Below are 13,943 nucleotides of genomic sequence, written 5' to 3'. Positions count from 1 at the left end.
CTACCGCTGCGCGGCTAGCGTACGTTCAACACCGGATTGCTCAGGCGCTCCAGCAATGTCGCCTGGGCGCTGCGCGGGTTCTGGTTGCCGGTCGGCGTGCTACGGACATAGCGCCCGTCGGGCTGCAGCGTCCAGGCCTGGGTGTTGTCGGTCAGGTAGCTTTCCAACTCCTTCTTCACCCGCAGCAGCAGCTTCTTGCCCTCGACCGGGAAGCAGGTCTCGACGCGCTTGTCGAGGTTGCGCTCCATCCAGTCGGCACTGGACAGGTAGATCTGCTCGTCGCCGCCATTGAGGAAGTAGAACACCCGGGTGTGCTCCAGGAAGCGACCGATGATCGAGCGCACCGTGATGTTGTGCGACACCCCGGCGATGCCTGGCCGCAGGCAGCACATGCCGCGCACCACCAGGTCGATCTTCACACCCGACTGGCTGGCCTTGTACAAGGCCTTGATCACCTTGGCATCGGTCAGCGAGTTGAACTTGGCGATGATGTGCGCCGGCTTGCCGTCGAGGGCGAACTGCGTCTCGCGGGCGATCATGTCGAGCATGCCCTTCTTCAGGGTGAACGGCGCATGCAACAGCTTCTTCATGCGCAACGTCTTGCCCATGCCGATCAACTGACTGAACAGCTTGCCGACGTCCTCGGTGAGGGCGTCGTCGGAGGTCAGCAGGCTGTAGTCGGTGTACAGACGCGCGTTGCCGGCGTGGTAGTTACCCGTACCCAAGTGCGCATAGCGAACGATCTCGCCCTGCTCGCGGCGCAGGATCAGCATCATCTTGGCGTGGGTCTTGAACCCGACCACGCCGTAGATCACCACGGCGCCCGCGGCCTGCAAGCGGCTGGCCATCTGCAGGTTGGACTCTTCGTCGAAGCGCGCACGCAGCTCGATCACCGCCGTGACCTCCTTGCCGTTACGCGCTGCGTCGACCAGTGCATCGACGATCTCGGAGTTGGCGCCGGAGCGATACAGCGTCTGGCGCACGGCGAGCACATGCGGATCCTTGGCGGCCTGGCGCAGCAGGTCGACCACCGGGGTGAAGGACTCGAACGGGTGCATCAGCAGCATGTCCTGCTTGCTGATCACGCTGAACAGGTTGTCGGCGTTCTGCAGGGTCTTGGGAATGGCCGGGGTGAACGGCGCGTACTGCAGCTCCGGGTGACTGTCCAGGCCGGTGATGCTGAACAGGCGGGTCAGGTTGACCGGTCCATTGACCTGATACAGCTCGCTCTCGCTCAGGCTGAACTGCTTGAGCAGGTAGTCCGACAGGTGTTTCGGGCAGGTGTCGGCAACTTCCAGGCGTACCGCGTCACCGTAGCGACGCGAGAACAGCTCGCCACGCAGCGCGCGGGCCAGGTCGTCGACCTCTTCGGAATCCAGTGCCAGATCGGCGTTACGGGTCAGGCGGAACTGGTAGCAGCCCTTGACCTTCATGCCCTGGAACAGGTCGTCGGCGTGGGCGTGGATCATCGACGACAGGAAGACGTAATTGGCGCCCGCGCCACCCACTTCTTCCGGCACACGGATCACCCGCGGCAGCAGACGCGGCGCCGGGATGATGGCCAGGCCCGAGTCGCGACCGAAGGCATCGACGCCTTCGAGCTCGACGATGAAGTTCAGGCTCTTGTTCACCAGCAGCGGGAACGGGTGGGTCGGGTCGAGGCCGATGGGCGTGATGATCGGCGCGATCTCGTCGCGGAAGTAGCGGCGCACCCAGGTCTTGAGCTTGGGCGTCCAGTAGCGGCGACGAATGAAACGAATCTGGTGTTTCTCCAGCTCCGGCAGCAGCACATCGTTGAGGATCGCGTACTGACGGTCGACCTCGATGTGCACCAGTTCGCTGATCCGCGCCAGCGCCTGGTGCGGCTGCAAACCGTCGGCGCCGGCCTGTTCGCGGGCGAAATTGATCTGCTTCTTCAAGCCCGCCACGCGGATCTCGAAGAATTCGTCGAGGTTGCTGGAGAAGATCAGCAGGAACTTCAGACGCTCCAGCAGCGGGTAGGACTCGTCCAGCGCCTGTTCCAGCACGCGGATGTTGAACTGCAGCTGCGAGAGCTCACGATGAATGTACAGGCTGCTGTCGTCCAGGCTCGGCACCGCAATGGCTGGAGCCGGGGCCGGCGCCGGCGCGGCGGCCTCGACAGCCGGTTCCGGCTCCGGCTCAGGCGCCGTCGGCAGGTCCGGCGGGGTCTGCACCAGCTCCTCCGGCAGGGCCTTGGCGTGTTTGATCTCGACAGCGGTGAGCACTTCGTTATTCATCTGAGTTCCTGTGAGGGCGTTACTGCCCTCTCAACAATTGAGCGGCACGCACGGCGAAGTAGGTGAGGATGCCATCGGCGCCGGCCCGTTTGAAAGCGGTGAGGGATTCGAGAATGACCGCTTCGCTGAGCCAGCCATTCTGGATGGCGGCCATGTGCATGGCGTATTCGCCGCTGACCTGATACACGAAGGTCGGCACGCGGAATTCGGTCTTCACCCGGTGAACGATGTCCAGGTACGGCATGCCTGGTTTGACCATGACCATGTCGGCGCCTTCGGCGAGGTCGGTGGCCACTTCGTGCAGGGCCTCGTCGCTGTTGGCCGGGTCCATCTGGTAGGAGGCCTTGTTGGCCTTGCCCAGGTTCAGCGCCGAGCCGACCGCGTCACGGAACGGGCCATAGTAGGCACTGGCGTACTTGGCCGAGTAGGCCATGATGCGCACGTTGACGTGCCCGGCCAGCTCCAGGGCTTCACGGATGGCCTGCAGGCGGCCGTCCATCATGTCCGACGGTGCCACCACCTGGGCGCCCGCATCGGCGTGCGACAGCGCCTGACGTACCAGGGCATCGACGGTGATGTCGTTCTGTACGTAGCCTTCCTCGTCGAGGATGCCGTCCTGGCCGTGGGTGGTGAACGGGTCGAGGGCGACGTCGGTGATCACGCCCAGTTCCGGGAAGCGCGCGCGCAGGGCACGGGTGGCACGCTGGGCGATACCTTCAGGGTTCCACGCCTCGGCACCGTCGAGGGTCTTTTTCTCCACCGGCGTGACCGGGAACAGCGCCAGCGCCGGAATGCCCAGCTCCACCCAGCCTTGCGCCGCTTCGAGCAGCAGGTCGATCGATAGACGCTCGACGCCGGGCATCGACGGCACGTCCTCGCGGCGGTTCTCGCCGTCCAGGACGAACACCGGCAGGATCAGGTCATCGACGGTCAGGGTGTTCTCGCGAACCAGCCGACGGGAGAAATCGTCCCGGCGGTTGCGACGCAGGCGGGTGGCAGGAAACAGACGGTTAGCGGGGGTAAAGCTCACGGCAGACTCCTGAAGCCCGCGCAGGCGGGCTAGCGCGACAGTTATAAGCGTCCATTATGACGCCTAGGTTACAGGGAAGGGCAACCCTGCGACCTGTAGCCGCAGGGCACTAGCGTGTAGGAAATGTTCACTTTGAGACACATTTGGACACTTTCCCCCGGACGCGTGAAGGGGTAGGCTGCGCGTTCATTTCGCCAGCATCTCAGAACATGCTTCAACAATTCCTGCATGATTTCGGCTATTTCGCCCTCTTTCTAGGCACCTTCTTTGAAGGCGAGACCATCCTGGTGCTTGCAGGATTTCTCGCGTTCCGTGGGTACATGGACATTTCCCTGGTGGTGCTGGTGGCGTTCTGCGGCAGTTATGCCGGGGATCAGTTGTGGTACTTCATGGGCCGTCGTCACGGGCGCAAGATCCTCGCCCGCAAGCCGCGCTGGCAGGCCATGGGCGACCGCGCCCTGGAGCATATCCGACGTCATCCGGACATCTGGGTGCTGAGCTTCCGTTTCGTCTATGGCCTGCGCACGGTGATGCCGGTGGCCATCGGCCTGTCTGGCTACCCACCCCGGCGTTACCTGCTGCTCAACGGCATCGGCGCGGCCATCTGGGCCCTGGCCCTAGGCGCGGCCGCCTACCATTTCGGCGCCATCCTCGAAGGCATGCTGGGCAACATCAAGCGCTACGAACTGTGGGTGCTGGGCGCCCTGCTGGTGCTCGGTGCGCTGCTCTGGCTGCGCCGTTATGTGCGCAATCGCCGCGCCGAGCGCAAGGCCGCCGCGCTGGCCAGCCAGGCGGAGCCGACAACCGAGCCGCGCAACGAACAGCACTGAAGCCTTTGCCTCTGACGTCATAACGATCGCCCGCGACCTCCCGCGCCGAATGAACACCGGGCGGCGCGTGCGATCCAATGCGTCACACGACAGGATTTCGAGCGTCTCGACACGGGAGTAACGAACATGACAAAAAAAGTCGCGGTGATTCTATCGGGCTGCGGCGTCTACGACGGCGCCGAGATCCATGAAAGCGTGATCACCCTGCTGCGCCTCGACCAGCGCGGCGCCCAAGTGCAATGCTTTGCCCCGGACGTGGCACAACTGCACGTCATCAATCACCTGACCGGCGAAGCCATGCCCGAGTCGCGCAACGTACTGGTGGAGTCGGCGCGCATCGCCCGCGGCGAGGTCAAGGACGTGCGCGAAGCCAAGGCCGAGGAGTTCGACGCGCTGATCGTGCCGGGCGGATTCGGCGCCGCCAAGAACCTGTCCAACTTCGCCGTCGAAGGCGCCAACTGCACTGTGCATCCCGATGTGCTGGCGCTGGCTGAAGCCTTCGCCGCCGCCTGCAAGCCGGTCGGTCTGATCTGCATCTCGCCGGCGCTGGCCGCGAAAATCTATGGTCCAGGCGTGGTCTGCACCATCGGCAACGACGCCGACACCAGCGCAGCGGTAGTGCAGATGGGCGGCACCCATGAAGACTGCGATGTGCACGACATCGTCGAAGACACCCAGCGCAAGCTGGTGAGCACCCCGGCCTACATGCTGGCCACCTCGATCAGCGAAGCGGCGAGCGGTATCTACAAGCTGGTCGACCGTGTGCTCGAACTGACCCACGAAGACGATCAGTAAATGCCCAGGGGGCGCCAGACGCCCCCTTCTGTTCAGCCTTTGGACAACCGCGTCAGGATACGATCCAGGGCATTGGCGAAGGCCTGCTTCTCGCGCTCGCCATAAGGCGCCTGCCCGCCCCCCACCTGCCCCTGCTCGCGCAATTCGGTGAACAGATTGCGCACGGCCAGACGCTCGCCCATGTTGCGCTCGTCGAACTCACGCCCCCGTGGATCGAGCACCGCGACGCCCTTCTTGATCAGCCGATCGGCCAGAGGCACGTCGCTGCAGATCGCCAGCTCACCGGGCACGGCATGCTCGACCAGATAATCGTCGGCGGCATCCATGCCGCTGGGCACCACGATCAGGCGCACGATGGCGAACGCCGGCTTGGCCACCGCCTGGCCGGCCACCATCACCACTTCCAGCTTGCGCTTGAGGGCGAATTTGACGATCAGGTCCTTGGCCGCCTTGGGGCAGGCGTCGGCGTCGATCCATATGCGCATGGGGGGAGTTCCGTCGTTCAAAAGGACACTAGTGTCGGACCCAACTTGGCGCAGGGCAAGCGCCACCTCAATTCGCCGCCGCCCGACGCTTCTCGGCCATCCACGAGCGTCCGTACAGCAGCACGACCGCCAGCAAGGCCACGGCCTGCGCAGCCAACGAATAGGCATCGGCATGAATGCCCAGCCAGTCGAATTCGAAGAACGGCACTGGCCGCGTGCCCAGCACGCCGGCTTCCTGCAACGCCTTCACGCCATGTCCGGCGAACACCACCGACAGCGCGCAGAGCAACGCGGCGTTGATGCTGAAGAACAGCGACAGCGGCAAGCGCGCCGAACCACGCAGGATCACCCAGGCCAGCCCCACCAGCAGTACCATCGCCGTGGCGCCACCGGCGAGCACCGCCTGATGCCCTGCAGGACCGGCCTGCAACCACAAGGTCTCATAGAACAGGATCACCTCGAACAGCTCGCGGTACACCGAGAAGAACGCCAGCAGGGCGAAGCCGAAGCGCCCACCACCGCTGAGCAGGCTGCGCTTGATGTAGTCCTGCCAGGCGTCGGCGTGGCGCCGGTCATGCATCCACACCCCCAGCCACAGCACCATGACGGCGGCGAACAGCGCCGTACAGCCCTCGAGCAGCTCGCGCTGGGCGCCGCCGACGTCGATTACGTAAGCCGCCAGCGCCCAGGTGGCAAAGCCGGCGAGCAACGCCAGGGCCCAGCCGATGTTCACGCTGCGCACCGCCGATTGCTGGCCGGTGTTGCGCAGGAAGGCCAGGATCGCCGCCAGCACCAGGATCGCTTCCAGGCCTTCGCGCAGCAGGATCAGCAGCCCGGAAACGTAGCTCAGCGACCAACTCAGGCCATCGCTGCCTAGCAGCTTGGCGGCCTGCGCCAGTTTCACCTTGGCTTCGTCCAGGCGCTGCACCGCCTGCTCCACCGGCAAGCCGTCCTGCAGCGCCTGACGGTAAGCCATCAGCGACTTCTCGGTGTCCTTGCGCACCTGCGCGTCGATGTTGTCGAGCGAGCTTTCCACCAGCTCGAAGCCTTCCAGGTAGGCCGCCACCGACAGGTCGTAGGCCTGGTCGTGATCGCCCTCGCGATAGGCCGCCAGGCTCTTGTCCAGGGTGCTGGAGGTGTAGTCGAGCAACTGCGCCGGCCCGCGCTTGACCTGCGGCGGCTGGGCACGCTGGGCGCGGAATGCCGCCACGACCTCGGCGCCTTGGTTGGCGGCGACTTCGGCCGGGGTCTGACGCGCCAGATCGGCGATGTTCCAGGTGACCTCGCCTTTGCCAGCCTGAGGGTCGGCGCTGAAGCTGGCGATGTAGGCGGCCACGTCCCAACGCTGACGCTCGTCGAGCTGATCGGCGAACGACGGCATTTCAGTGCCTTCGATGCCCAGCCCCAGGGTGTTGTACAGGTCGAACAGGCTCAACTGGTCGAGCCGCTCGACGTTGCGCAGGTTAGCCGGCGCAGGCTCCAGGCCGACGCCCGCAGGACCGTCGCCGGCGCCCGTGTCGCCATGGCAGATCGCGCAGTTCTGCGCATACAGCGATGCGCCGCGCGCCGGGTCCGGGGTGATCACCGGGGCCTGGCTGACCTCGTAGGCCACCGCCAGGCGCGCGCCTAACTGTCGCGCCTGATGGGCCACCGCTGCGCCCGCTTGACGCTGGTCGATGGCCTGGCGCAGCGCCTGCACACCCTGCACCAGCGCATCGCGCTCGGGATGGGCCGGCAAGCCTGCGAGCAGCTCCGCCAGCACTGCGCCGAACTCCTGCTGCTCGCGGTATTCCGGGTCGTCCAGCACCTGGCCATCGCGCACCGTCGACGGGTAGTCGGCGCCGATGTAGTCCAGCAGATGCAGGGCCTTGGTGGCTTCTGCGGGGGACTCGGCCACAGCCAGGCAACTGCACAGCGCCAGCACCGGCAACAACAGCCAGGCAAGCAAAGAAGAGCGGGAATTCATGGCGAATCTCGGCGGGAATACGAAAGCGAACATTGTTCACTTCCACTTCGCGCCACTCAAGCGGTGCGCAGGGATTTCATGAAAAATCTTGCGACAAATCAGTGTGGCATCGCGTGATTAACGCCATCAGCGCGCGTCAAGGATTTCCACGTCCGGCAGATCCATCGACGCGGCTTCCTCCTGCAGGAAGGCGCTCAAGCGCCGCAGACGCTCACCACCGGGCCGCGTGCGTGGCCATACCAGGTAGTAGTCCAGCCCGCTGGGCACAGCGGTGGGCCAGGGCAGGCTCAGGCGGCCGGCGGCAACGTCCTCGGCCACCATCAGCAGGTCGCCCATCGACACACCGTAGCCACGGGCGGCGGCGATCATGCCCAACTCCAGGGTGTCGAACACCTGCCCACCTGTGATCGGCACCGTTTCGCTCAGACCCATGCGCGCCAACCAACTGCGCCAGTCGCGGCGGTCGGGGGTGGGGTGCAGCAGCTCGGTCCCGGCCAGCCGCTGCGCATCCCAAGGGGCCTCGGCCTGCAATTGCGGTGCACCGACCGGAATCAACAGCTCGGCGAACAGTCGACGCACTTCCCAGTCGGCGGAGAAGTTGCCGTCGCTGAGCAGCACGGCGCAATCGAAAGGCTCTTGGTTGAAGTCCACATGGTCCACGTCCATCCAGGCGCTGGTCAGTTGCACCTCGTTGCCCGGCTGCAAATGACGAAAACGACTCAGGCGCGCCAGCAGCCAGCGCATGGTCAAGGTCGAGGGCGCCTTCATGCGCAGCATGTCGTCCTCGCCACGCAGGGTGTTGCAGGCGCGCTCCAGGGCGGCGAAGCCGTCGCGTACGCCGGGCAACAGCAGGCGAGCAGCTTCGGTGAGCTGCAAACTGCGACCGTGGCGGATGAACAGGCGGCAGCCGAAGTGCGCTTCCAGGGTGCGGATATGCCGGCTGACCGCGCTCTGGGTGATGGACAGCTCTTCGCCCGCGCGGGTGAACGAGCATAACCGCGCCGCGGCTTCGAATGCGCGCAACGCATAAAGGGCAGGCAACTGACGAGACATGCGGCTCCCGTAAAAAGGACATGGCGTGACCGAAGTGGATCTTAGCTGCATGAGTTCAACTCATGCTACGCATCGCATTTATCCTTTTGTGCAAACCTGACCGAGGCCGCAGAATCGTCTACTTTCATCGCCGCGCCCACACCGAAGGACTCCGCCCCATGCACGTCGCGCCCACCACCGAACTCAAGGCCTTGCTGCGCCTGGCAGGCCCTCTGGTCGCCTCGCAACTGGCGCACATGCTGATGGTGCTCACCGACACCCTGATGATGGCCCGCATCAGCCCGCAGGCCCTGGCCGGCGGCGGGCTGGGCGCGGCCAGTTATTCGTTCGTGTCGATCTTCTGCCTGGGCGTGATCGCCGCCGTCGGCACCCTGGTGGCCTTCCGCAAGGGCGCAGGCGACATCGCCGGCGCCACGCGCCTGGCGCAGAACGGGCTGTGGCTGGCCTGGGGCCTGGCCTTGGCTGCCGGCCTGGCGCTGTGGAACCTCAAGCCGCTGTTGCTGCTGTTCGGCCAGCGCCCGGACAACGTCGAGATGGCCATGCAGTTCCTCACGCTGCTACCCCTGGCGCTGCCCGGCTACCTCACCTTCATGGCCCTGCGCGGCTTCACCAGTGCTTTGGGCCATTCCACCCCGGTGATGGTCATCAGCCTGGTGGGCACGGTGCTCAACTACCTGATCAACCATGCACTGATCGAGGGGCTGTACGGCTTGCCGAAACTCGGCCTGATGGGCATCGGCCTGGTCACCGCCGTGGTGTCGCTGGGCATGGCGGTCGCCCTGGCGCTGTATATCCGCTGGCACCGCGCCTACGACGCCTATCCCCTGCGCCAGGGCCTGTTGCGGCCGTCGCTGGAGGCGCTGCGCGAACTGTGGCGACTGGGCCTGCCGATCGGCGGCACGTACATCGTCGAAGTGGGCCTGTTCGCCTTCGCCGCCCTGTGCATGGGCGTGCTGGGCAACACGGAGCTGGCCGCGCACCAGATTGCCCTGCCGATCATTTCGGCAGCGTTCATGGTGCCGACCGGCTTGTCGTACGCGGTGACCATGCGGGTCGGGCTGTACTACGGCGCCGGCAACCTGCTGGCGGCCCGCAGCGCCGGGCGGGTGGGCATCGGCATGGGCGCGGTGATCATGTTCGCCTTCGCCGTGCTGTTCTGGTTGTTCCCGGACACCCTGGTCGGCTGGCTGGTGGACCGCCATGATCCGGCCTTCGCCGACATTTTCGCGCTGGCCGTGCAACTGGTGATGGTGGCGGCGTGGTTCGAACTGTTCGACGGCACCCAGACCATCGCCATGGGCTCGATCCGTGGCTTGAAGGATGCCAAGACTACCTTCGTTATCGGCTTGCTGTGCTACTGGCTGGTCGGTGCACCCGCCGCCTGGCTGTTCGCGTTCACCCTCGGTGGCGGCGCCGTGGGCATCTGGTGGGGACTGGCGCTGGGTCTTGCGTGCGCCGCGGTGGCACTGACCCTGGCGTTCGAGTGGCGGATGAGGCGGTTGCTGCACAGGGCCGGTGGTGGCCAGCCGCTAGCCTCGGGGATCTCGCGGCGTTGATCCATGGGCGCGGGTTCACGCGCGCCCCGTTCACGGCGGCGCCTGACCCGCACGCTCCCCGCCGCACGCCTCCAGCAGGTACTCCATCAGTTCGTCCACCGGTAGAGGCCGACTCACCAGGAAGCCCTGCACCTGGTCGCAGCCAAACTCGCGCAGCAAGGCCATCTGTTCCTCGCTTTCCACGCCTTCGGCCACCACCTCCAGGTTGAGGTTGTGCGCCAGGTTGATCATCGCGTGCACCAGCTTGCGGTTTTCTTCGCGCTGCTCCATGCCGGCGACGAAGCTGCGGTCGATCTTGAGCAGCGCGATGGGCAGGCTGTTCAGGTGCACGAACGACGAGAAGCCCGTGCCGAAATCGTCCAGCGAGAAGCGCACGCCCAGCCGCCCGAGGGCATCCATGGTTTGGCGCACCACCTCGTTGCGGCGCATCACCGCCGTTTCGGTCAGTTCGAACTCCAGCCAGCGCGCATCGACGCCATGCTCGACGATCAGTCGACTCAGGGTGGCCAGCAGTTGGCTGTCCTGGAACTGGCGGAAGCTCAGGTTCACCGCCATGTGCAAGGGATCGAGGCCGCGCAGTTGCAAGGTCTGCATATCGCGCAGGGCGCGGCAGATCACCCAGTAGCCCAGCGGCACGATCAGCCCGCTCTGCTCGGCCAGCGGTACGAACTCGCTCGGTGCCAACAGGCCACGCTGCGGATGGCGCCAGCGCACCAGCGCTTCCAGACCGACTATACGTCCCGCGCCCAGGTCCAGGCGCGGCTGGTAGTGCAGCTCCAGCTCATCGCGGCGCAGCGCCCGCCGCAGCTCGCTTTCCAGGTCGGCCAGGCTGCGGGCATGACGATTGATCCGCTCGTTGAACACATGGTACGTGCAGCCTTGGACGCCCTTGGCCTGGCGCATGGCAATGTGCGCATGCCACATCAGCGGGTCGGCGCCCGCCTGTGCGCGGGCGTGGGCCAGGCCCAGGCTGCACCCCAGCAACAGGCTTTCACCATCGACCCAGTAGGGCTCGGCCAGGGCTTCGACGATGGCCTCGGCGATGCGCTCGGCGCGGCCGGTGTCGTGGCGGGTGTCGATCAGCAGGGCGAACTCGTCGCTACCCAGGCGCGCCAACTGATCGTCGGCCCCCAGCAACTGCTTGAGCCGGTGCACCACCTGCAATATCACCCGGTCGCCGCCCTGATGGCCGAGCGCGTCGTTGACGTGGCGGAAGGTGTCCAGGTCCAGGTGACCGAGGGCCAGGCCGCGACCGCCATGCTGGGTCAAGCGTGCGGCCAGCAGCGCCTGGAAGCCCTGGCGGTTGGCGATGCCGGTGAGCGGGTCCTGCTCGGCCAAGCGCTGCAACGAGGCCACCAGCGCGCCGCGCTCGCGCACATGGCGCAGTGAGCGACGCAGCGTATCGCTGCTCAACTGGTCACGCACCAGCCAATCGCTGACGCCCTCCGGCGCCTTATCCGGCTCGGCGTCGAGCAGCAGGATGACCGGCAACGCGCAGCGGCCCACCGCTGGCTGCAACTCGGGCGTGGCCAGCACCACCGCCTGGCGATCATGGGCGAAGAGGCTGTCCACCGCCTCCCAGCTCGGCGCGGTCAGCAACACGGCGCTGTCGGCCAACGGTCGCGCACAGTCGCGCAACAGGGCGGCCCAAAGCGGCTCCTCGGCCAACAGCAGCAGACGCAAGGGTTCGGTGGGCGTGGACAAGCGGGCTCCTTAGGCCGTGGACCGATGATGTCGAGTAGCCATATGCTAACCGACAATTAGCAATGATTCTCACTTTTAAACGTGGCGGTCCCTGCCCGGCTTTACGACGGATTTCGGGGTGCATCCTGCGCCAAACGCGCCGCCTGGGCAATTGTGGCAAAACCCGACAGTGCCCGGTCGGACGGTCGCGCCACAACCCCCCCATGCCTGCTAGAATGCGCGGCTATTTTTCTGGTCACCCCCGGTTTCTAGCATGTCCCGACTCAATCCCCGGCAACAGGAAGCCCGAGACTACGTCGGCGGCCCTCTCTTGGTGCTCGCCGGTGCAGGCTCCGGCAAGACCAGCGTGATCACGCGCAAGATCGCCCACCTCATCCAGAACTGCGGCATCCGTGCCCAGTACATCGTCGCCATGACCTTCACCAACAAGGCCGCGCGCGAGATGAAGGAGCGCGTCGCTACCCTGCTGCGCCCGGGCGAGGGCCGGGGCCTGACGGTGTGCACCTTCCACAACCTGGGCCTGAACATCATCCGCCGGGAACACCAGCGCCTGGGCTACAAGCCAGGTTTCTCGATCTTCGACGAGTCCGACATCAAGGCGCTGCTGTCGGACATCATGCAGAAGGAATATTCCGGCGACGACGGCCTGGACGAGATCAAGAACATGATCGGGTCGTGGAAGAACGACCTGATCCTGCCCGCCGAAGCCCTGGAAAAGGCGCGCAACCCGCGCGAGCAGACCGCCGCCATCGTCTACACCCACTACCAGCGCACGCTCAAGGCGTACAACGCGGTGGACTTCGACGACCTGATCCTGCTGCCGGTCAAGTTGTTCCAGGAGCACCCGGACGTGCTCGATCGCTGGCAGAACCGTGTGCGCTACCTGCTGGTCGACGAATACCAGGACACCAACGCCAGCCAGTACCTGCTGGTGAAAATGCTCATCGGCCTGCGCAACCAGTTCACCGTGGTCGGCGACGATGACCAGTCGATCTACGCCTGGCGCGGCGCGCGCCCGGAAAACCTGATGCTGCTCAAGGAGGACTACCCGTCCCTGAAGGTGGTGATGCTCGAGCAGAACTACCGCTCCACCAGCCGCATCCTGCGCTGCGCCAACGTGCTGATCGCCAACAATCCCCACGACTTCGAGAAGCAGTTGTGGAGCGAGATGGGCGTGGGCGACGAAATCCGCGTGATTCGCTGCAAGAACGAGGAAGCCGAGGCCGAACGCGTGGCCATGGAAATCCTGACCCTGCACCTGCGCACCGACCGCCCCTACAGCGATTTCGCCATCCTCTACCGCGGCAACTACCAGGCCAAGCTGATCGAGCTGAAGCTGCAGCACCACCAGGTGCCCTATCGCCTCTCCGGCGGCAACAGCTTCTTCGGACGCCAGGAGGTCAAGGACCTCATGGCCTACCTGCGCCTGCTGGTCAATCCGGACGACGACAACGCCTACCTGCGGGTGATCAACGTGCCACGCCGCGAGATCGGCTCGACCACCCTGGAGAAGCTCGGCAACTACGCCACCGAGCGCGGTGTGTCGATGTACGCCGCCAGCGAGGAACTGGGCCTGGGCGAGCACCTGGACGCGCGCTACACCGAGCGCCTGCAGCGCTTCAAGCACTGGCTCGACGGCGTGCGCCACAAGGTCGCCCTGGACGACCCGATCGCCGCGCTGCACGAGATGGTCAAGGACATCGACTACGAGAACTGGATTCGCCAGAACACCGCCAGCGACAAGGCCGCGGATTTTCGCATCGGCAACGTCTGGTTCCTCATCGACGCCCTGAAGAACACCCTGGAGAAAGACGAAGAGGGTGACATGACCATCGAGGACGCCATCGGCAAGCTGGTGCTGCGCGACATGCTCGAACGCCAGCAGGAAGAGGAAGAAAACGCCGAGGGCGTGCAGATGATGACCCTGCATGCCTCCAAGGGCCTGGAATTCCCCTACGTGTTCATCATGGGCATGGAAGAAGAAATCCTGCCCCACCGCTCCAGCATCGAAGCCGACACCATCGAGGAAGAACGCCGTCTGGCCTACGTGGGCATCACCCGCGCGCGCCAGACCCTGGCGTTCACCTTCGCCGCCAAGCGCAAGCAGTACGGCGAGATCATCGATTGCACCCCCAGCCGCTTCCTCGACGAGTTGCCACCGGACGACCTGGCCTGGGAAGGCCTGGACGACGCCCCGGTGGAGGTCAAGGCCGCCCGAGGCAACAACGCACTGGCCGACATTCGGGCCATGCTCAAACGCTGAATC

The 13,943-nt window shown here is 65.4% G+C and carries 10 protein-coding genes; 4 read left to right on the top strand and 6 right to left on the bottom strand.

What is annotated here, in order from left to right; genetic code table 11:
• Window positions 1-14: 14 nt before the first annotated feature.
• Both ppk1 and hemB read right to left on the bottom strand, forming a co-directional pair.
• A complete protein-coding gene (gene ppk1, locus ACK2SD_RS00670; protein ID WP_412461102.1) occupies window positions 15-2,258 on the bottom strand; it encodes a polyphosphate kinase 1 in 2,244 nt (747 codons plus the stop codon).
• A 19-nt stretch (window positions 2,259-2,277) separates the two neighbouring features.
• On the bottom strand, window positions 2,278-3,288 hold the full coding sequence (gene hemB, locus ACK2SD_RS00665) for a porphobilinogen synthase (RefSeq protein ID WP_039581910.1): 1,011 nt from the start codon (window positions 3,286-3,288) through the stop codon (window positions 2,278-2,280).
• A 209-nt stretch (window positions 3,289-3,497) separates the two neighbouring features.
• On the opposite strand from hemB, the gene ACK2SD_RS00660 reads away from it, so the two are divergent.
• Window positions 3,498-4,118 carry a DedA family protein gene (locus ACK2SD_RS00660; protein WP_412461101.1) on the top strand — a complete coding sequence of 207 codons (621 nt, stop codon included), beginning with the start codon at window positions 3,498-3,500 and terminating at the stop codon, window positions 4,116-4,118.
• Between the two features lie 126 nt (window positions 4,119-4,244).
• A complete protein-coding gene (gene elbB / locus ACK2SD_RS00655; RefSeq protein ID WP_412461100.1) occupies window positions 4,245-4,913 on the top strand; it encodes an isoprenoid biosynthesis glyoxalase ElbB in 669 nt (222 codons plus the stop codon).
• Window positions 4,914-4,945: 32 nt separating this feature from the next.
• On the opposite strand, the gene ACK2SD_RS00650 is transcribed toward elbB, so the two are convergent.
• The 3 genes from ACK2SD_RS00650 to ACK2SD_RS00640 form a co-directional block, all read right to left on the bottom strand.
• Window positions 4,946-5,398 carry a YaiI/YqxD family protein gene (locus ACK2SD_RS00650; RefSeq protein WP_029614727.1) on the bottom strand — a complete coding sequence of 151 codons (453 nt, stop codon included), beginning with the start codon at window positions 5,396-5,398 and terminating at the stop codon, window positions 4,946-4,948.
• Between the two features lie 67 nt (window positions 5,399-5,465).
• On the bottom strand, window positions 5,466-7,397 hold the full coding sequence (locus tag ACK2SD_RS00645) for an FTR1 family protein (protein WP_412461099.1): 1,932 nt from the start codon (window positions 7,395-7,397) through the stop codon (window positions 5,466-5,468).
• Window positions 7,398-7,490: 93 nt separating this feature from the next.
• Window positions 7,491-8,417 (bottom strand): LysR substrate-binding domain-containing protein, encoded by a 927-nt coding sequence (locus tag ACK2SD_RS00640; RefSeq protein ID WP_304482957.1) that lies wholly within the window; start codon window positions 8,415-8,417, stop codon window positions 7,491-7,493.
• Window positions 8,418-8,575: 158 nt separating this feature from the next.
• On the opposite strand from ACK2SD_RS00640, the gene ACK2SD_RS00635 reads away from it, so the two are divergent.
• Complete coding sequence (locus tag ACK2SD_RS00635) at window positions 8,576-9,973, top strand: NorM family multidrug efflux MATE transporter (RefSeq protein ID WP_412461098.1); 1,398 nt, start codon at window positions 8,576-8,578, stop codon at window positions 9,971-9,973.
• A gap of 30 nt (window positions 9,974-10,003) precedes the next feature.
• Here ACK2SD_RS00635 and ACK2SD_RS00630 read toward each other — a convergent pair whose 3' ends face one another.
• On the bottom strand, window positions 10,004-11,677 hold the full coding sequence (locus ACK2SD_RS00630; RefSeq protein ID WP_412461097.1) for a putative bifunctional diguanylate cyclase/phosphodiesterase: 1,674 nt from the start codon (window positions 11,675-11,677) through the stop codon (window positions 10,004-10,006).
• Window positions 11,678-11,930: 253 nt separating this feature from the next.
• Between ACK2SD_RS00630 and rep the strand changes: the two genes are divergently transcribed.
• Window positions 11,931-13,940, top strand: a complete 2,010-nt coding sequence (gene rep, locus ACK2SD_RS00625) for a DNA helicase Rep (protein WP_412461096.1) — start codon at window positions 11,931-11,933, stop codon at window positions 13,938-13,940.
• Window positions 13,941-13,943: the final 3 nt, after the last annotated feature.

The organism is Pseudomonas sp. SC11, from assembly GCF_047039205.1.
Lineage (GTDB): Bacteria > Pseudomonadota > Gammaproteobacteria > Pseudomonadales > Pseudomonadaceae > Aquipseudomonas > Aquipseudomonas boreofloridensis.
The sequence above is the reverse complement of the archived record's forward strand: the minus strand, read 5'-3'. Positions and strand labels throughout refer to the sequence as shown.

Bases quoted from the DNA above. Each gene is read 5' to 3' on its own strand.
- rep (WP_412461096.1), top strand. From the start codon at position 11,931: ATGTCCCGACTCAATCCCCGGCAACAGGAAGCCCGAGACTACGTCGGC.
- ACK2SD_RS00660 (WP_412461101.1), top strand. From the start codon at position 3,498: ATGCTTCAACAATTCCTGCATGATTTCGGCTATTTCGCCCTCTTTCTA.
- ACK2SD_RS00650 (WP_029614727.1), bottom strand. From the start codon at position 5,398: ATGCGCATATGGATCGACGCCGACGCCTGCCCCAAGGCGGCCAAGGAC.
- ppk1 (WP_412461102.1), bottom strand. From the start codon at position 2,258: ATGAATAACGAAGTGCTCACCGCTGTCGAGATCAAACACGCCAAGGCC.
- ACK2SD_RS00640 (WP_304482957.1), bottom strand. From the start codon at position 8,417: ATGTCTCGTCAGTTGCCTGCCCTTTATGCGTTGCGCGCATTCGAAGCC.
- ACK2SD_RS00645 (WP_412461099.1), bottom strand. From the start codon at position 7,397: ATGTTCGCTTTCGTATTCCCGCCGAGATTCGCCATGAATTCCCGCTCT.
- elbB (WP_412461100.1), top strand. From the start codon at position 4,245: ATGACAAAAAAAGTCGCGGTGATTCTATCGGGCTGCGGCGTCTACGAC.
- ACK2SD_RS00635 (WP_412461098.1), top strand. From the start codon at position 8,576: ATGCACGTCGCGCCCACCACCGAACTCAAGGCCTTGCTGCGCCTGGCA.